A 19,374-nucleotide genomic window follows, 5' to 3' on the forward strand; every position below is an offset into this window, starting at 1 on the left:
TAAATTACATGTTTGTAATCTGAGTCAAATTACATTTTTACGGAAATTAGCCAAGAAAATGATCGCCTACAGGTCGCCAGAATGACTCTCATCACTTTTGAGGAGAGCAGCATGACTGACCACACGTACACCCTGAAAAAGATATCGCTCGATAAGCTTCAGGAATCCTCAGTACTGCGGGGAAAACACTTTCTTGAGCAGTTCGCAGCACTGCCATTCCGAACGAACGCTTTGGATGAGTTACCTGAGGCGGCCATTCTTGACTATCTCTATCGCCACCCGATTGTGGTTCAGGCACAGAAAAAGAGTGAAAAAAGAGTCTATGTCGTAACCGGCAATCTTCGCTCTGCCGCCTTACTTTCCTGTTTGAGTCCAAAAACTCGGATTCCCGTCCTCGTGGAAGCTCCTGCAATTCCAATCGATATCTTTCTTACCGAAGTGATCGAGAGAGAGCTGTTGAACCTCTGCCTGATGGCAATGCAAACAGGAGGTCATTCTAAAGCCGTCTCCGCTCTGTTTTCCCTCATGGGTAAGCATGGCACTACCAGTTCGCTTTTTCCTACGAAGAGCAGGTTGGCTGTTATCTCTGGCGTGAATCGAAGAGAGATTTGAGCCAGGAGGATCTGATCTTTGTCCATAGTATAGGGAATACATTATGACCCCGAACGCTGCACTTGAGCGGCTTATTCAGCCGCCTGAAACACGCGCCCAAATCCAGACTGTCGCTACGATTTTTTTGCCAATTGCGGATCGAATGTTGTCGATTCTTGAGAAAAAGAATCATCTTAATATGGATGAGCTGCGCAGGGTATTGCCGGAAATTATTGAGCTTTGTCGGGATATTATCGATGGTTTCTACGTTGACGAATTTTGGCATCCGACCTCTGAGGAACGGGCAAAAATCACTCCGTATCCTGTCTATGCCGCATTGCTGAAAATAGGCGACCAGGCCTCTTTAAGCAGCGAGCTAGCGTCGATTCTGGCTCATGCGTTTATCGCTATCTGGGTTGGTGTTCCCGAAGCGCCTGATGGGAAAGTTCCGCTCTCGAACCTGCAAAAAGTCTTTCTGGAGTTCCGGCGGGCTCATCTTTGGATGGATGGACTTGAGGGCATTGATACCACGGAGCCGGAAAATTGCTATACCACGCTTGATCAGTTGGAACAGCGTCTTCGGGAATGTGGTGACGTGCGAGCCGCGCATTTGTCGCCTATCCGTCGACTACTAGGACTGTCGTTGCAAAAAGAATCTCTCATTGAGCGAAGAGCACGAGCTGAAATCGGAGTCTCAGCAGGTACAGGTGAGTACGAGAATCGCGCCGGCAGCGACTTTGAGATGGAGCGAGTTCAGCTTGATACCGAAGAGAATGATGAGATCGATTCCGCTGCGTTGATTGAGGCGCTCTCTTTCCCTACTAGGATCAGTGTTGACCAGGACAAACTATTCCAAACAGCAGAGCGAAATGCGCTCCCATCAGACGACCTTGTTCACCGGCCCATAGTTGTAACAAGCCAAGGATCCTCAAAGCATCGCAAGCCTTGGGTGGGGAAAAATGGGGTTGCTAGAGACCGCGTAAAATCCGATCAACTTCGACGTTCTAATCAAACGCTGACAAACCGTTGGGAGCGGCCGACGGAGTACGAACTCTACGTATACTGGAAAGCGGTTATTGAGCCCGTGGATGCCGATCTCTCAGCTGCATTGGCACTCCTTTTGGTTCTTTTAACAGGGCGAGAGCTAGATTTGGTTCTAGAGACGCAACTGAAATCCCGGTTGGATGATATGCCGGAACGTGGAGAAAACGGGCGAATATACATTTGCTACGAGTCTGCCGTTTGGCAAAGTGCAGCCCCGCAACCATTACGGAAGACGCAGCTTGAAGCAGAACTGCGGCACCAATTGGTTCAGACCGTGCCGTCGGTGCAGATGCCCATTGTAGGACCTCTTTGGAACTTGCTGGAACGTCACGTTGGCTCTGATCCTCGTGACTGGCGTGGAGCGCTTTTCAAGAACCACGAAAAAGAGCGTGTTGCGGAACGAGCGGCAGACTTTTTTGATCGGATCAAAAAAGAAAGCGACGTCAGGCTGACCCTCAGGCGAGTTCAACGAGCGTTGTTCCACCGTTTGTCTGACGGTGCCGGTGACATGGTTGCGTCAATTCTCATTGCCGGTGACCACGATGACATCAGCAGACATGCTGGAATCCACTACTACTGTGCCTATGAATCAGCTCTGCAAGAAAGTTACTTGCAGGCTATCTCACAGCTAGTACCCGAATCTCGTAACACGTTGCATCCGGTAGCATTGGTGCAGTCTGATCGGCGTATCGGTTCCCCTTATTGTCCTAAGCCCCACGTGCTGAGGCAGCTGGCGACGGATTTGAAAACGCATTTCCAGGAAACTTTGCGCCAGCCAATTGGGAAATCGACACTTCCCGATATTCATAATGCATATACGTTATACACAGTCCTTCTACTTTTCTTGTGCACTGGGTACCGAAGCGTTCAGGCGCCCCTATCTCGGATTACAGATGTAGATCTCAATCGCAGGTATGCGGTGATCGCGGACAAGGAGAGCGACCATTGGAGCCACTCGCGCATTGTGCCTTTGACCGAAAATTTCTTTAGTCACTGGGACTATTATCTGAGCCATCGGCGCCATGTGATGCGGATGGTCGAGACGTATCTAGGTGAGCCGGCTCCTGACCATACCCTCTTTTTTCTTTCAACACCGAATAGGCGAATGGCCAAGCCGATTGCCGTGACGCCTGATCAGATCGATGAGCACCTGTCGTCATTTTCGAGTTTGCCGTTAAACGTCGGGCGGCACCTCCTGCGTAGTGAGCTTTTACACAGGAGAGTCCCGGCACTATTGGTTGATACCTTGATGGGGCACTGGGTGGCTGGGAGAGAGCCGATGGGACGGTTTTCGACTTTATCTCCGGTTGAGTACAAAGAGATTCTGGTGCCGGTGCTGGAGGAAATCCAAGTGGAGCTTGGTTGGACGCCGGTGAGGGGGCTGGGCTAATGGGAGACACTGGGGCCAGAAACAAAAACCTTCACGGTGATGAGCTGCGCGAGGAAAAGCGCCAACAAATTGCAAAGTCTGAGCGAAACGCCGTGGACCGCATTCTCGACGAAGCGTTTTCAAGGCTAGTCACTGGAGACGTTTCTAGCCCGGTCTCTGAGGGGGTGGTCACTTTTATTTTCGAGACAGCCTGTGCCGGAGTGACGGGGCACGCGCTACGTATCCGTCACAATCATCTTGTGAGGCGCCTCGATGAGATCGCTGGGGAACATGGCATCGAAATCCCGAACCGAGACCTAATGATAGTTGTGCGGATGGATACGCCGCCGATGACCCCGCGCAGTTTTGCGCATAAATCGGTTTACGAGGTAATTGAAGCCGACTTCTGGATCAACCTTCGAAGTGAGGGTTTGAAAGGTACTCTGCGCTTAAAGCACGACGCTGGCCGACTTGTGTATTCCATGATTTGGTTTGGAGGTCTGCACTCCCAGAAAGCTCTCAAGACCACCTGCGGCGCCATCACTGGTGGTCTTCAAACAGCCAAGAGGTACCGAGGCGGCAGGCAACTTTATTGGGTGGAGAGTGCCGACAGCTCGGAAGGCTCCCGTTGGTTTCCTGATCCTGTCACGCTGTTGCTCTTGCATCGGTTTAATCGCGAGCACGGTTTAAAAGCGTTTCCTGCCAATGCGCCGTCGCTTTTAGCAGGGTTTGTTTCACGAATTACCTCTACGAAGAGCGTAGTCTCTGCGGACAGAAACTTTGTCCGTGGTCTGATGGATGCAGCCTCGACCGTGGCATCACTGGATATCATGGGATGTGCTGGTTTTGAACAAAACGCACCAGGTGTCTCCGTCTCTATGGGGGCTAGCTCGTGGGTTAGATTGATTACTGGTCTGGTTCCTCCGAGGGGGCGTTGCGATACGCCAAAATCTCCCCCGGAGCTGGCTGTAAATAAGCCATCTTGTCCCCTTTATGGACCGACACGAGGAAACGCCAAAGACGCCATCGCGTCAATACTTCGGGCCTTGGCGCTAGATGAAGATAAAAAGAGCGCATCCGTAAAAAGTGCGAGTTATCAGGCACTCAAGCTTATTGCTGAGTCATCCACTTTGTCACCAATTGTCAGAATCGTTGCTAGATGGTGTGCCTTCTCCAGGCTGTCTTTAACAGCCAGTTCCATACGGCGGTACCTCTCCGAGTTTGCTGAGCCACTTATCGCTGAGTTAATTGATGAGGAGGATCTGAATGATCTGGATGAGGATGACTGGGAGGGGCTTTACGCAGAGCTCCTGACAGCCAGCTCATCGATTCAACAGCGAGCATACCGTTCTGGGGTACTCAGACGATTTCACCATTACTTGGTCACTCAACACGGTTTGCCAGATACCTATATTGAGGGCGTGAGCAGTAACGGTCAGGTGGATGCAGAGATATTAACGCCCGCGGAATACGGGCGGACACTGTCTATGCTCGACGATGAGCCAGATCGAAGGCTGTCTGAAGCAAGGCAAGTTGCGTTGATACTGGGCTATCGGTGTGGCGTACGACGAGGGGAAATACGGCGGCTACTTCTACGGGATTTGCAGGGGTTGTATGAGCCGGCCTTATCATTTCCGACTTTAATTGTTAGGGGGAATAGGTTTGGCTCCACCAAGACCGTCAACGCTAATCGAGTATTGCCGTTGTGGGCCCTACTAACCGATTCCGAACTGGACTTGGTCAGGCGTTGGTATCGTCGACGAGTTTTGGAACAAACATCGATAAAACGAAACCAATTATTTTTTTGCGAGTTGCACCAGCCGGACTCTTTGATGCCCGCTGGAATCTTGATTAACCCAATTCAGGATGCCATGCGATCCGCCTCGGGTACTCCGATTCTGCGCTTCCATCACCTGCGGCATTCCTGTTCGACGTTTAATGCTCTTCGATTGATGGAATCGTATCCCGGTGAGCTTTTTCCGGTTGAATGGGCCTGCAGTGATGATGGAGCTGTCATCATGCCTCACTGGGGAGAGGACTGGTATGCGGTTTTGTGTGGCGAAGATCGGTATTTACCTGCGTTCGAAAAGCTCCAATACCTGACCTTTATGATGGGCCATGCTTCCCCCGGGCAAACGATTCGAACCTACACCCACCTATTAGACTACGCAGTGGGTTTAATGCGCTGGTCGGTACCGATGGGCACCTTGTCAAATCTGTGCCAGGCTGAGCTGCTGGGTTTCACTGCAGACAATTTGCAGCAGTTTCGTAACCGGCGGGGGCTAAGTAAGAACAAGGAGTCTACGCCAGCCCAACTGGCCGCTGTATTGGGCCGCTTTAAAAAAGGCGGAGAGGTAGCCGTAGACAAGTCGTTTACCAGTTTTGAGATGTCAGGCTCAGTTGCTGGAGCTGTGTCCGAGAGCTCTCAGATGCCAGCATCGGCTTTTTTGGTTTACCGTGCACTCGATCATGTCTCTCAGCTCACAAAGAACGGCGCAACATTGGAAAAGGCAATTGATGGGACCGCAGACTTGTTTGGTCTGTCTGAGCCCTGTTTGACTCGCTGCCATAGCCGAGGCGAGTGGTTGATGGATCAACATGCGCGGAATTTCAAAGAAGAGCACCCCGGTCAGCGCAACGCATTTTCTCCGAGTGAGAGACCTGATGTTGACAGCGTTGCTCACAAAAATGGAGTGGGCGGAGTGAACTATCCTATCCTCCGGACGTGCCCGGCTCCACCCAAGTTGGAGGCATCACATCCAACAGTCGATAAGATGTATCAACGCCTAGTAAAACTTGCTCAAATAGACGCTGATCGGTTCCGAACCCTTGTGGAAAACGTTGTACAGGCTGCACAGAAAAGTCATACCCAGTTAAAATTCCGTGATACGCCGGGACAGGTACTATATCTCCAATTCTTAGACGTCATAGGTTTTCTCCCACACGCTTGGGTGGATGTGAGGGCGCCTGAAACCGGGCCTGATGAACATCAATTGAAGAATTACTGGAGTAAAGAGCTCTCTATGCCCAAAACACTCGTTCGAGCGCGTTGGGATGAGCCTGCGGGTCCCACAAATGTAATGGGTGTCGCTCATATAATAGTTGATCCGCCGCGTAAAGGTTTTGGTGAACGGCCGCGTCAGCATTACATGTCCGCCCTTCGATTTGTGGTATTCGTCGCGCTGATTGGGTTCGGTGGACGAGTGTATGTTGATGATGAAATGGAGAAGGAGAGGGCCATCCATGGCACTGAATATAGTCCTTTTTAAGATGAGGTGAGACGTGTAGAGGCGCTAGCCAGGTGCGTTGACGCTGTGTGCATCAGTTCTGACTGGAGTTGCGCGGCAAGCAGGTGAGATGACTGCACAACCATAGCCTTTGGGTCTGGCTGTGTAGGGCTTCCGATGCGGTACATCGAGGCGATAATAAACTGAATGGTTCGCGCCGCCTCAGGAAGTTCTTGCGCTAGTCGTTTTAGGTCTTCCGCCAACAAGCCCAGCCCCTTCAAAGCGACCTTTAGGTAATCGACAGGTTTAGAGTCAGATAACTCAATCCGCCCGACCCCGTGCAGAAGTCCCGCGACAGCGGCGACCCATCGTTCTTCATCAGGGTACCCGCGGCAGGCATCGAATGATCGTGCAGCCACTTCTAGGCTATGCCGGGCCAAACAGCCCGGCTGTTGGAGTCCGTCCTCTTGCATTACGCCATTCAAAAAGCATAACCCAACTGATGGTCGACCTAGCACCCGTCGAACAAAGTCGGCCAATGATTGTACTGGGCACGCGTCGATGAACAGTTCAATATCGACCACCAGATCTGGGCAGACCAGTTTCGACTCAGGCAGATGCAGCAGCGTGTCAGGCGTGTCCAGCAGAATGACGGTGTCTGAGCGCGACACGGCATGCCCCCGCTCACCCTCCCAGAGCACGAGCTGAACAGCGCAGTCTGGGATTTTTGTGAGCTGAAGATCCCGGTGAGGTTGGAACATCACGACCTGATACTGCTCGAAAGAATTTTCAATGGTCAGTTCCAACACCGGCAGGCCCTCCCCGTTCGGGATTTCCGTCAGGTGGGTAATGGTCCCCATGAAGATTTCCGGCTCGGTCTTCCAGGTGGTGTTGACGACAATGCTCATGCGAAGTCCTCCTGTGCAGAAAGCAGAAGACGTTCCAGGTTGTTGAGCAGCTGCGGCAGCGGGTCCTGAAGGGCCTCGTCGTCCATCAACCAAAGCTCGTTCTCCACCCAGTGGGTGAGAGCTGCGAGATTGGAGCTTTCGTCGCCTGCTCCCAGCACGGCGACGAGGTGAGTTCCGTCAGGAATTTGCATGGAAAAGGCCAATGCACTGGCCAGGCGTGTCGCGAAAGACTTTCGGCTGATAGAAAACGGTTGAGAATAGTTCATGAGTCAGCTTCCTTCTTGGGATCAGTTTTGGCGTTGAATTCGTTGATGAGCAGGCGCTCGAACGCACTGCCATCGCGGCGGGTCAGGTTTGGCACGTAGCGGCTATACACGCGGAAAAGCATTTCCGTTGTGGTATGGCCCATTTGCCTTGCGATCCATTCTGGGTTCTCACCGGCGGCTAGCCATAGGGTCGCTGCGGTGTGGCGGGTCTGATAAGGCCGGCGTTTACGCAACTCAAGATGGCGGAGCAGCGGGTACCAAACCCTTTTCGTGACGTTGTTATGGTTAAGCGGCCCACCTGCTCTGGTACAAAAGACGAATTCATTTCCGCCAGTAGCCTTTTTCTGATCCTCAAGCGCGTCGACGACCAGTTGAGACATCTCAACGTGACGGTAGCTGCCATCGGTTTTCGTCTGTTCGATTTCACCCTTCACTAGGGCCTGGCGAACCAGAATCTGCCGGCGCTTGAAATCGATACAATCCCAGGGCAAGCCATCGATCTCGCCGGTCCGGAGACCGGTAAAGAAGCGAACGGTGTAGTAATTCCTGAAATCTTCTCGAACTGTATCCAGAATCAGCCGAACTTCTTCCAGAGAGAACGGTTCCACATCCGAGCGGGGCACCTTCAGTGATTTGATCCCCTGATAGGGTGAGGTAAACTCATACCGGTTGGCTGCCTCTCCCAGAATCATGCGCAATGGCGTCATGATGCGGTTGATACGGCTGGCGGAAAGTGGCTTTTTGCTCCGGGTCTGAACTTTGGCGAGGGACGCCCGGAACGAAAGAATTTCCTGCCTGGTGATGTGGCCAACCTCCGACTCTCCAAATTCCGGAATCAGATAGTTCTCCAGCGTTCCCTCAATCGTTGCGATGTAGGAACGGCGCCACTGAATCATCATTTCATCCAGCCATGTTTGTGAAAACTCACTGAACAGCGGCGTGTCATGAGCTGCCCGAGCGCGCTGCAACTCAGCTTGCCGGGTAATTTCCTGCGCCCTGGGGCTGTCGGGGAAATACTTGTGGTACTCGAAAGTTCCCAAAGTGATTTCCGCTTCGATGCGTTTCAGAATCGCTTGAAGCCTCTTCCGGTTAGCAGGTGTGTTGTCGAGGGCGGTCTGCTCTCGGCAACGCTTTCCGCGGTACTTGAAATCGAAAAACAACTTTTGCGTGGATTCACGCACTCGAACGCTACCCATTCATGCGCCCTCCGTTAGCCATAGGAATTGCAAGGGAGTGGTGGCCAGAGTGTTCGAACATGTCCCTCTCAATCGGCTCCCACAGATACAAAATCTTCCGGCCGCCGAACGGCCTGATGTAGTGCACACCCTCAAGCAAGACCGCATCTTTCAGACGCTCCCGGATGGTCCGAGCGTCGTAACGAATGCGTTCCGCAAGCTCTTCGGTTGTAAGGTATTCTGTACTTTTCATATGTAGCTCCTTTGCGCTTTATGATGCGTATACGCTACATAATATGCGAAAGGTCGGCGCTGTCAAGCATCTTTTGTAGATTTTGTTCAACGTTGGATGAAAGTGGGCTGCTCATTCGGTAGAATCAAAGTCTTAGCCGAGGATGCCCCAATGATTAGATTCCGCCTAAAAGAGCTGATCGCCGAGAAAGGATTTCAAGAAAATCGTAGGGTTACACTGGATGAGGTTTCGAAAGAGACTGGGATCCATAGGACGACCCTGTCCAAAATAGCTAACCAGCGTGGCTACAACACGACGACAGAAATCCTGGACAAGCTTTGCATCTATTTTGGAGTGGAGCTGCAGGAAGTGGCACAGCATGTTGAAGAGCCAGAAGATGGTGATTGAGAACCATCGGAAGGAAACCTTGTAAATTTCACCATTGGTGCAAGAGTCACCAAGAGCCGGATGTTCGACGCCAGCCAAAGCTGCGGGTACATCGGAACAAACGTTTAATTGTTGAGTTTATTAACTTTTCCCACCTTTCTATACCTCCCCTCCAGGGGGTGAGGTTCTAGCTTCCCTCGTGAAATCTCGCTATGGTAGCCTCAATGACCTTTGGTCGTTTTTCTAAAAATTATAATCACTCGCGGTACCACCGGACGGTTAAGGACATAGCGTGCAGTTCAAACGGTTGCTTGACACTCTGGCTCGGTCGTCAGCTCAAGCGGTTACAACGCTGGGGGCGGGACAAAAAGAGCAAGACGAGCTAAAAGACTACCTCTACGTCGAAACGAGTATTGAGAAAGACTTCAGAGATCTTCTGAATTCGAACCTTTCATCAGAAAGTGTCATCTTCTTGTGTGGCTCTTCCGGTGACGGAAAGTCTGAAATTCTAAAGCGCTATTACGAGACCTACTCGGACAGAATCAGGTTTCACCTAGATGCTACTCATGCGTTTAAACCCGACCAAGATGCAATTGAGGCGTTAGATCAGCTCTTTGACGAGCACCGTGAGTCGGACAAGCCGCTGGTCATTGGAATAAATGTCGGGATGCTATTTAACTTTGCATCCCAAGGACATCCCCGCCACGAAAACATCAGGAGTGCCATTGAATCCTACCTCCAAACTGGGGACGAAATTTCAGTCTCATACAAGTTCCTGAACTTTGAACAGTATCCGAAATTCAGTATTGAGGACGGAAAGACCGGATCGAGCTTTATCAGTGAACTGTTTTCGCGCGTAGTTGCCTCCACTGAAAGTAATCCGCTACATCTGGCATATCTGGATGCGGTGCGAACGAATCCCAGCACACTGACTCTGAACTATGAGTTGCTCAAACACGAGCAGGTGCGTGATCGGATAGTCCATTTGCTTCTCTCTGCTAGATTGAAATTTGATCAATTTCTTTCTGCGCGTGCTCTGCTCGATTTCGTTCACCATTTGATTTGCGGCCCCAGCTTGCTTTTCAACAATCTATTTGTGGCTGGTCACAATGACTTGAGTGATGTTATCAGCCATTTTGACCCATGCACGATTAGGTCTCGGAATATTGATCAGTTCCTCATTCAGCATCCTCTAGGTATCAGAGAAGAGGCTTTCGATGAGTTCCAGAATTCAGTGCAGGAAACCCTTGGCATAGTCGACATTGAGTCGGCTGGTTGGTTGCGATTTTTCTATCTGTTTCAGGATATCGCCATTGGGAATAACTTTCATCAACGTTTCAAAAAGGATTTTGAACAACCACTTTACGACAGATATATTGAAATTTGGCGTTTACATAAAAGCTATGATGGAAGCGCTGAGGAGCGTCAAAAGCTGAGAAGTTTCTATAAGGATGAGCTTGTATATGCATTGGTTCGATTCGGAAACAGGTTGGATCCGTCATTAACTGCAAAACAGCATTTATTTTTGTGCTCCAGAAACGGCGTCTTTATTTCGGCAGTAGCCGATATTAAGCCTGACCTCAAAAGAATTGAAAATGAAGAGATGGCAAATATCCACGAGTTTCCGGTTTGCCTTAAGGTTGGTGATGAACCACTTCAAACGTTTAATGTAAACCTTAGTTTTCTTGAATTGGTTTCTAAAATAAACGATGGGTACAGGCCGAACAAGCACGACAAGAATACGATTGTGATTTTGGAGGAGATCGTCGACGACGTAATAAAAGTCGTCATTCGTTCAAACAAGCTGATGCTTTCGGATGGTAGACAACACGTTTATCTTACGAATGAAGTTGAAGACAGTGAGATCGTTGTCGGAGGTGTCGAGTGAGTATTTCCGATAACTTGTTTGCGCTGGATGAACAAGAAATTCAGAACAAAAACTTCGTTAACCATTTTCTGCCATTTCGGTCTCAGTCGTCTGGCCTTGATTTCGAAGCAATAGCTGGAAGCATTTTGACGGTGGCTTTTCAAAAGCGGCTTGAGAAAGGCTCAACGTTAGAGAGTTTTAAGTCCTCAGTTTATAGTCGCTTACAGTATAAGCTGACGGACCAAGAAATTTTCCCTCTTATTGAAAAAATGTATTTCGATAATGAAGCGGTAGGTTTGTTTAAAGTTTCTCCGGAATTTCTAATTGCCAAAGCCGCTCAGGCTGAGGCATCTACTAATAAACATGTTGCGCAAGTTTTTATCGGCTTCATTCGTGACTCGAATCGAAGATTTCCAAAACTCAGCAGTGAAGTGAATTTCTTAGAGCAAGAGCTTGTTGAAGCGTTCCAACAGCAATTGACTTATTGTAAAGAGGATCCCGTTGAGAGGCCTTATTTGCCATTTATGTCAGAGCTCTTTTCCCAGGATCTTGGCTTTCTTTTGGAGCACCCCGGATATTTCTTAGACAACCTTAGAGCATTTTTTAGCCTTTATACCTTTTTATATAGCTCCCAGTTGGCATTGAACATCAATGGTTGGACGGAGCAGCCTGCTAGTAAACCACTTTTTTTCATTCTTGATACCGAGAAGGCTAGCTTAGAGCGGAATAAGGTTAGAGAAGCTTTTCGTCACCTGAGGACGAAAGCTTTCGATCTATTCCCGGTTCTTTCTATGCTTGAATATCTGAATCAACCGAAGAATAGGAAAGCGATAAAGTTTCCTCTTTGGAAGATTTTTTTAGATATAAACGAGATGGATACGTTACAGCGTAATAGCATTAATAGCTCGCTGATAAGGTTCTGCGAAAAGTATCGAGAAAAAAGAAAATTTCCACCTCTTGAAGAATATCCTCAATCAACGAAAGAACTGATTGAGATACTCAGTAGAACTGCCAAGGAAATTTTTGGGAAAAAAGGTACGAACCAACACGCTGTAAACAATAAATTTGTGAACGCATTTGAGAATGAAATTGCTCCACACTTTGTCCAGGTGAGGGGGCGCTCAGGAAGAGTGCTGACAATTTCTCAAGATTATCTACTCCTTCTCACAAACCTGGCTATCGGCAGTAGAAAGCAGATTCAGTTCCAAGAGCTGCTTCAGGAGTTTAGAAAACGTGGGGTCTGGTTCGACAGACAGTCAGAGCAAGCGATCATCAGGTTTTTGGAGCGAATTGGTAACGTCGAGCGAATGAGCGATAGCGGAGATGCGGTTTATGTCCGAAAAACACTTTGAAGCCTTCTTGGTAAGTAATCTACGTGGTTGGCTTCAGTCCCGGATAGAAGCGGGCGCCCGGTATCAGTTCAAATCACCAGACCCAGACAACACAATACGTCTTGTTTCGGAGTTGTTAGAACAGTGTGATGGTCGACTACGTTATGGCGAGCACGAACTTTCATATCTCCAGATTAGTGATGTGCGTTTGTTGGTGACCGGGCATTTGGAGCAGCCTGATATTCAGAATGGTTGCTACACGGAAAACTACATATCAAATCTTCGGGATACTGTGGCAGCTGAGATGTCCCCTTTCGAGGGGTGCGCTTTGCTAATCGTACATAACAGCCTTCTTGATACTTTGATTAATAGTGCGTTCGACCTGGCCCAGGGCGACGCTGTTTGGTCGCCTAATCAAACACAAAAAGAGCTGGATCTCATGATATCTGGTGGGCTTCAGAATCAAGTTGCTTCCCGGTGTCTCTTAGAGCACCAAGCCCGGATAATCACGGAAGAAGGCTCCAGTGTATTCGGATTTCGACACCTCCATGATGCATTGCTAGACGGAGACCTGCGATTCCAAGAGCTAGGGCTGTTCAACGACCCGCAGGTGTTAAGCAATTCGAACGAGAAGCAGGTAGCGCGCCGACTGGAGTCGAATCGCCAGCTGAGGGAAGAGATTGAGTTTGCCGTTGAGCATTTCCCGAATGACTTGGAAGACAAGCTGACAAAGTTTGGATCAAAATTTATACAAGAACATTTTGGAGAAGGAGCCGAAGTTCCCTGGACCGAGCTCAACTACCAAGAGTTTCGAGACGAAGAGGAGCTTCAGAAAAAGCTGACTCTCGATTATGAAGGAATCGAGGTTAATGGCTGCCAAATCGACGTAAGAGATAAGAAAGACACCTCGGCGGGTAGGCGAGATAAGCATCTGATTATTGAGGTTCCGAGTGGTCAGGACCTGTTCAGCTTCAAGATCAAGTTCGTTGGTCAGCGATTAGAAAAAAAGGAGCTTTTGGTTACGCCAAGAGCTATGTCTGACGTCATTGACATTGATTTCTCTTTTAGAGGTGACAAGTCGACCTTCACTATCTCCGGACCATGTAGTGGTGAACCAGAGTTTTTTAGTCTGAGACTCAATCGAGATTCTTCGAACGAAAAATACAGCTTTCATTGTCTAGTAGTGCAACAGGGGGTCTTTTATCTTTCGGCCTTTGAGAATCGCTTTCTCATCGATAGAAGGAGAAGAGCACTCGTACTCCAGGCAGACCAACATTGCCTTGACGTTAATCCTGACGTCACCCCTGAGACCGTGTTATCCGACAGCGGTGAAACAATTGACGTAAATTCAGTGGGAAAGATCGATTTCGAGCAGCTCTACGATGAGTCTGACGAAGTTAATTTCACCCTGACGAATGGGGACCGATCTCTCTTTGTACTCGTTGAAGGAGAACCGAGCAAAGAAGCACTGCGGCTACCAGTGATTTTTGATCCAAGTCGGTTTGCCAGGCTTTTTAAAGACGATAACTTCAATGGTGTGTATCGGCCAGGGAAAGAGACCGTCGTCTTCGATAGCCAAGAATCGGAGCCAGTGTTCTTCCGAAAAGCCTTGCTCCAGGCAGAGTCTGCCTTCGTTAATGAAGAGTGCATCGAATGGGACAATGATCGACGCAAAGGAATTCCACTTTCAAACCTTTCGCTCGCCGACGACAGAATATATCAAGCCTATGCCGCCCTTGTTTCTTACTTTCAAGAGCGTAAGACGTTGCCCTCGCTGGCTAGCTGGGGGCCTGAACTTGTTGCCCTAGGTAAAGAGTATGTTCTGGCTTCCGTTGAGTACTTGGAAAAAATTAAGAAGGGGAAGCCGCTCGATAGCTCTGAACGGCTGGTGATTCGCATTGGGCTGGCAACAGTGGAGGAGCGTCGATTTTTTACTCCGTTCCATCCGCTGGTCATGGCCTACTATCTGAGTTTAGTTGAAGAAATCGTTGAAGATGGTGAAGCGCGTAGCTTTCGCGAATTACCAGAGGTTACGAAAGGCCGATTAAACGCACGGGGATTACTCCCTCACCTTTTCGACAGAGACAATCGTTACAGTTATACACAGGCTGTGCCAGAGAACCCCCTCTGGTTGGAGATAGTGCCACATCAGGATACAAGCTTTGATTTTGTGATAAATCTTGTAAAGCACAAAATCGAGGAGTTCACGTCTACATTTGAGCAGCTATTCCGCCAGGTCGATGACGCCCCTCTGTTAATAAACTCTGTCAACAACGCAGAAAACTCAGAGTTATTCAGAGGGCTGGTGTCCTACTATCAGGCGAACTTGCTCGGCGGCCGTCACATACACGTCAATCTCTACGACGAGAAGTTAGTCGAGACTGAGTTTGATGTTTTCGCTGAGATGGGGATGTATGACGAAATCAAAGAACGGTACGGGCTCGATAAGGGAGCTGCACGTCGCAATGCCGACGCGGTAATCGATCTACTGCGGACTAGGCTAACGTTCAGCAAGTTTCAGCACAACCACGTGGAACAGCAAGCTTATGCTCACCTGACATTCTTCAAGAATGATCAGAAAGTGGAAGCTGTGGACAACAACATTGATGAGCACGTTTCGGGTGTTGCCTGCGCTGGACTGTTGTCAGGTGAGTCTTCGAGGAGCGAGGGCGACCGATACTTCACGGCGTTTGGCCTGAAAGGTGTCGATTACGGCTCTTCACCGCACTTGAAGCTGGCTAAGTTAATAGGAACGCTTTGGCGCCCCTCTCAGTCCAAGAACGATGTCTATCATGATCATTCGGCCACGAGCCTCGCAGTGAGTCAGGAGTTTATGTCCTTGCTGGAGCGCTCATACGATAGTTCAGTCTGGACGACCATCATAGATCCAAAGGTCACGCTGAAATTCTTTGAAGCCACCGAAGGCGTGATTCTCATCCACTACTCCGACCAATACACAAGCTCGTCGGGTTATGACGCGATCACCGTAACCAAGCAAGTTGACCTTTATAAGAGCGTCTTGGGCAATGCTGGCAACGAATTGATTCGAGAGTTCAATGCGTTTAATGGTGAATGGCTGCTCAGACTGATTACCGACCACTCGAAAGAAAAGATTGCGAAAGAAGGCATTATCGGTGCCTATAAAATCGTTAGTACCCTTTTGGCCCAGTCAGATATCACCTGGATTCCTATCTCAGTCGCTGAAATGATCAGAGTTGCTGGCAATATTGGCCTTGCGATGACCGATAGTGATTTCTCGCGCCACAATCGCAAGATCAAAAAAGGTGCAATCTCTGATGATATCTTGTTCGCAGGTTTCAAGGAGGGCCGACTCTATCTCCTACCTGTGGAGGTAAAAGCTGGGGGGCGCCCTGATTTCTCCAAGGCGAGGGAGCAGGCGCTTGAGTTGAAGCGATATATGGAAGAGGACCTCCTGGGGCCGGACACGCTTGCGTCCCGCCTCTATCGCGGACTATTCATTCGTCAGGTGCTTCTGCAAATCGAGAAGTATCAGCTATATCGAGTGTTCGAGGACCGCCATTTCAAGGACTTCCTAAACCATCGCGAAGAGTGGCTAAAGGGCGAGTATGGAATCGGTCAGCTCCCGAATTATCCTGGTGCGATGGTAGTAGCTCACATCAACAGTGAGTCCTGTTTTGAAGAGAAGTATGAGGTAGCTGAAGAGGTTCTTCAGGCTGAAATACCGATGGGGTTGCTCGATGAGCTCGTAAGGACCCCCTACCAAGAACTTAAAGAAAAAATTGATAATTCCTCACTACTTCACGTGCCCAAGAAGTATTTTCTGCAGCCTTTCACTGAGCAAGAGGTTGTAGATGCGAAAGAGGATGCAGCAACGGAGCCTGGCTCCAATCAGCCGGAAACGGCGACATACCCGGTTTCAAAACATGATAGTGGTGCCTTCCTCGCCGCGGCTGATGATCCTTCCGAACTGATCGTGGGCAATTCTAAACCGGCGACACCTGACGGGCCACTCAGGGTGGAGTTTGGCAAAGACGTGCAAAGCGGTGAGGTGATTTATTGGGAGCCTACGAATACCGAAAAGCTCTTCAATACGAACACAGGAATTATTGGCACGATGGGTACAGGGAAGACCCAGTTCACTAAGTCGTTAATTACTCAGATTGTTCGCAAACAACGTCATAACGTCGACGGAGCCCCAATAGGGATACTGATCTTTGATTACAAGGCTGACTACGTTAAGGACGATTTTGTACAAGCGACTAATGCCAAAGTTTTCGAACTCGACTGCTTGCCTTTCAATCCGTTTGCCTTGTTTGGAAACAAGAAAAAGCTACCAGTGCATGTTGCAGGCCAGTTCATTTCGTCAATGACAAAGTCTTATAACCTTGGCGTAAAGCAGCAAAGCAAATTACGAACTGTTATTCGGGATGCCTATGAAGCTGCTGGTATTTATTCGAATGATGAAAGCACTTGGAGTAGGCCTGCTCCAACGTTGGAAGATGTCTGGGCAGCGTTTCAGGAGCAGGAGAAGATTGACCATGACTCCTTATACGCAGCGCTCGAAGTATTAACCGCCTATGAAATCTTTGAACCAGACACGAATAAAACTCAATCACTCTATGACCTAATAGGTGGTGTCACAGTAATCAACCTTTCCGGCTACGATCGTACTATTCAGAACCTCGTCGTCGCACTAACGTTAGATCTTTTTTATACACAGATGCACCAGCAGGGTAGCTCGAAAATCGAAGGGAATTTTCGACAGATCTCTAAAATGATCCTGGTCGATGAGGCGGATAATTTCATGTCTCAAGATTTCCCAAGTTTAAAGAAAATAATGAAAGAAGGTCGTGAATTTGGTGTTGGTATTATCTTGTCTACGCAAGAGTTGACTCATTTTAAGACAGGTGAAAATGACTACTCTAAAATGGTTCTTTCTTGGATTATTCATCAGGTACCGAGCATAAAGTATGGCGATGTTCGATCTATTTTCAATGCTTACTCAAAGTTAGAGGAAGATGCAATTGTTAATAGTGTTAAGACGCTGTCTAAGCATAAAAGTTTATACGTGGATGGAAAAAAGACTGTAAGAAAGATCGATGATCTAGCTTTTTGGAAACTTATTGAGTTGGGGTGTAATTAAAATGGAAGTGAAGCCGGATTACTTGGAGCTGGGCGCGGTCTTTTCAGAGGTTAACCTTTACAAAGTTCCAAAGTTTCAGAGATCCTACTCTTGGGATGGTGAGAATGTAAGTCAGCTCTGCCAAGATATTGAGCTACTATATAATGCCCATGAAAAAGATCGCGATCTTCCAGATCATTTCTTGGGCGGGATTGTGTGTGTAAAGGTTCCAAATCAGTCTAAACTTGATACAAAAGCAATATACCAGTTGGTTGACGGTCAACAGCGTCTGACCACTCTTGTTCTAATCGTCTCTCGAATGATTGCTCTACTGGAAGATCTGAAGGGTATAAAAGATGAGGCCAAGTTGTCTGCAACAATTAGTTCATACCGCAAAAAATTCATAGTATATTTGGCTGAAGCTGAAGGGGAGGAGTTTGATAGGCTGACCTTGTCAAGAAGGGATGAGGTGTTTTTTAAAAAAATCATCCATAAGGGAGATTTTGACGCGTCTAAAAGTGATTTTAATTCACATAAGCTGATGGAGAAGGCAGTCCGAACAATAGATAAATGGCTGAGAAAATTTACTGATTCAAATAATGCTAACCACTCTTTGGTGAATATAGACAAACTATATAATGTGATAAGGGTTGGTTGTAAAGTTCTAGTTATTCGGATGTCAGACGTTAGCGACGCTTACAGGCTATTCCAAGTCATGAATGACCGTGGCCGATCCTTGACTGCAGGAGACTTGCTTCGTGCTTCATCCCTTGGTTTAGTTGACGAACAGGACGCTAACGAGAAGGAGCTTCTAGAACTGGAGAAGTTGTGGGACGAGATTACCATTGGTGGTCAAAAAGCCACTGATGACCGTTTGATTTCAATATATGCAAGTCGCACCTCGAAAAGACCGAAAAGATCCAATCTTTTTGATACATATCAGAACGATTATTTTTCCGGAAAGACAAAGGAAGAAATATCAAAAGAGGTTTACAGATTAGGGCAGGATGTTGCTCGGTATAATGACCTTTCAGAAGGTGTATGGCCATATAAAGAACCTAAGTGCACCGCATACCAAAAGAATAAATTATATAACCTCATTGTAAAATTCAAGCATACGCACTCGCTTCCTCTGCTTATGGCGGCATCGTCTCTCAGTGAAAAGAAATTTTTTCATGTCGTTTACCTGATTGAAAAGTTTTTCTTTGCATATAAGTTAGCATTAAAGAAATCTGTCTCTCCGATTACAAAATGTTATACAGATACAATTCAAGAAATAAATAAAAGTCCAAATAACTTCCAGCCTCTGAAGCTGGCAGATAGGCTTTCTAGAATTATCAGCAATCATGTTTCCGATCAAGAATTCTTGGGATACGTAAATAGTCTTGATTATGAGAAGGATAATGACCGGAGAGCGCTGAAGTTTCTTTTAATGACATGTGAAGAGGCATGGTCATGGAAGCAGATGGGCTTTAAAGGCGGGGTTCTTGGATTGGCAGGAAATTTAGACAAAAATCTTCCAGCAGAAATTGAGGCCTACTCCTTAGAGCATATATTACCAAAATCCGTCGTCTCACCTGTGGAAGAGATGGAAGATTTAAAGCACAGCATTTGGAACCTTACCTTGCTCTTTGATGTTGATAACTCGAAGTTAGGAGATGACCCGTATGTTAGTAAAAGAAAAATGTATTCAGAGTCTAGGTTGAATATCACAAAAATGGTCTCTAAGAATGAAGCCTGGAATCTAGACGCTATGAAGGAGAGGCGGGATCTTCTAGAGTTGCTGATTAAACGATGCTTCTATTTTTGTTGATTTTTTAATGCAACTAGATTGCGAGCATACTCAGGTGTTGGCGGTTTTACTTAGTTAAAG

At 48.1% G+C, this 19,374-nt stretch carries 12 protein-coding genes; 8 read left to right on the top strand and 4 right to left on the bottom strand.

The window, feature by feature from the left end; translation table 11 throughout:
- Positions 1 to 111: 111 nt before the first annotated feature.
- The 3 genes from D777_RS15710 to D777_RS15720 are packed head-to-tail and all read left to right on the top strand — an operon-like array spanning position 112 to position 6,273.
- Complete coding sequence (locus D777_RS15710) at positions 112 to 612, top strand: 2-(3-amino-3-carboxypropyl)histidine synthase (protein ID WP_150112660.1); 501 nt, start codon at positions 112 to 114, stop codon at positions 610 to 612.
- Between the two features lie 43 nt (positions 613 to 655).
- Positions 656 to 3,025, top strand: coding sequence for a site-specific integrase (locus D777_RS15715; protein ID WP_036134083.1), 2,370 nt, complete (start codon positions 656 to 658; stop codon positions 3,023 to 3,025).
- Positions 2,998 to 6,273, top strand: a complete 3,276-nt coding sequence (locus D777_RS15720; RefSeq protein WP_036134085.1) for a site-specific integrase — start codon at positions 2,998 to 3,000, stop codon at positions 6,271 to 6,273. The genes D777_RS15715 and D777_RS15720 overlap by 28 nt, the downstream gene beginning before the upstream one ends.
- Here the strand turns inward: D777_RS15720 and D777_RS15725 are convergent.
- From D777_RS15725 to D777_RS15740, 4 genes are read right to left on the bottom strand one after another with little or no spacing between them, the layout of a single operon-like run.
- Positions 6,270 to 7,139 (bottom strand): hypothetical protein, encoded by an 870-nt coding sequence (locus D777_RS15725; protein ID WP_036134087.1) that lies wholly within the window; start codon positions 7,137 to 7,139, stop codon positions 6,270 to 6,272. The genes D777_RS15720 and D777_RS15725 overlap by 4 nt on opposite strands.
- Positions 7,136 to 7,405, bottom strand: a complete 270-nt coding sequence (locus D777_RS15730; RefSeq protein ID WP_051669149.1) for a hypothetical protein — start codon at positions 7,403 to 7,405, stop codon at positions 7,136 to 7,138. Before D777_RS15730 ends, D777_RS15725 begins: the two co-directional genes overlap by 4 nt.
- A complete protein-coding gene (locus tag D777_RS15735; RefSeq protein WP_036134089.1) occupies positions 7,402 to 8,601 on the bottom strand; it encodes an Arm DNA-binding domain-containing protein in 1,200 nt (399 codons plus the stop codon). Before D777_RS15735 ends, D777_RS15730 begins: the two co-directional genes overlap by 4 nt.
- Positions 8,594 to 8,833, bottom strand: a complete 240-nt coding sequence (locus D777_RS15740) for a hypothetical protein (protein WP_022993305.1) — start codon at positions 8,831 to 8,833, stop codon at positions 8,594 to 8,596. Before D777_RS15740 ends, D777_RS15735 begins: the two co-directional genes overlap by 8 nt.
- A 150-nt stretch (positions 8,834 to 8,983) precedes the next feature.
- Here D777_RS15740 and D777_RS15745 point away from each other — a divergent pair, with 150 nt between their 5' ends.
- The 5 genes from D777_RS15745 to D777_RS15765 all read left to right on the top strand — a co-directional run bounded on the left by D777_RS15745 (position 8,984) and on the right by D777_RS15765 (position 19,314).
- Entirely contained in the window at positions 8,984 to 9,220 is a 237-nt protein-coding gene (locus tag D777_RS15745; protein ID WP_022993304.1) for a helix-turn-helix domain-containing protein, read from the top strand.
- 271 nt (positions 9,221 to 9,491) lie between these two features.
- Positions 9,492 to 11,087, top strand: coding sequence for a DNA phosphorothioation-dependent restriction protein DptF (gene dptF, locus D777_RS15750; RefSeq protein WP_036134094.1), 1,596 nt, complete (start codon positions 9,492 to 9,494; stop codon positions 11,085 to 11,087).
- A complete protein-coding gene (dptG, locus tag D777_RS15755) occupies positions 11,084 to 12,418 on the top strand; it encodes a DNA phosphorothioation-dependent restriction protein DptG (RefSeq protein WP_036134096.1) in 1,335 nt (444 codons plus the stop codon). Before dptF ends, dptG begins: the two co-directional genes overlap by 4 nt.
- Complete coding sequence (dptH, locus tag D777_RS15760) at positions 12,399 to 17,522, top strand: DNA phosphorothioation-dependent restriction protein DptH (RefSeq protein WP_036134098.1); 5,124 nt, start codon at positions 12,399 to 12,401, stop codon at positions 17,520 to 17,522. The genes dptG and dptH overlap by 20 nt, the downstream gene beginning before the upstream one ends.
- Before the next feature lies 1 nt (position 17,523).
- Complete coding sequence (locus D777_RS15765) at positions 17,524 to 19,314, top strand: DUF262 domain-containing protein (RefSeq protein WP_036134100.1); 1,791 nt, start codon at positions 17,524 to 17,526, stop codon at positions 19,312 to 19,314.
- Positions 19,315 to 19,374: the final 60 nt, after the last annotated feature.

Origin of the sequence: Marinobacter nitratireducens (assembly GCF_000708045.1) — a bacterium.
Taxonomy (GTDB): Bacteria; Pseudomonadota; Gammaproteobacteria; order Pseudomonadales; family Oleiphilaceae; genus Marinobacter; species Marinobacter nitratireducens.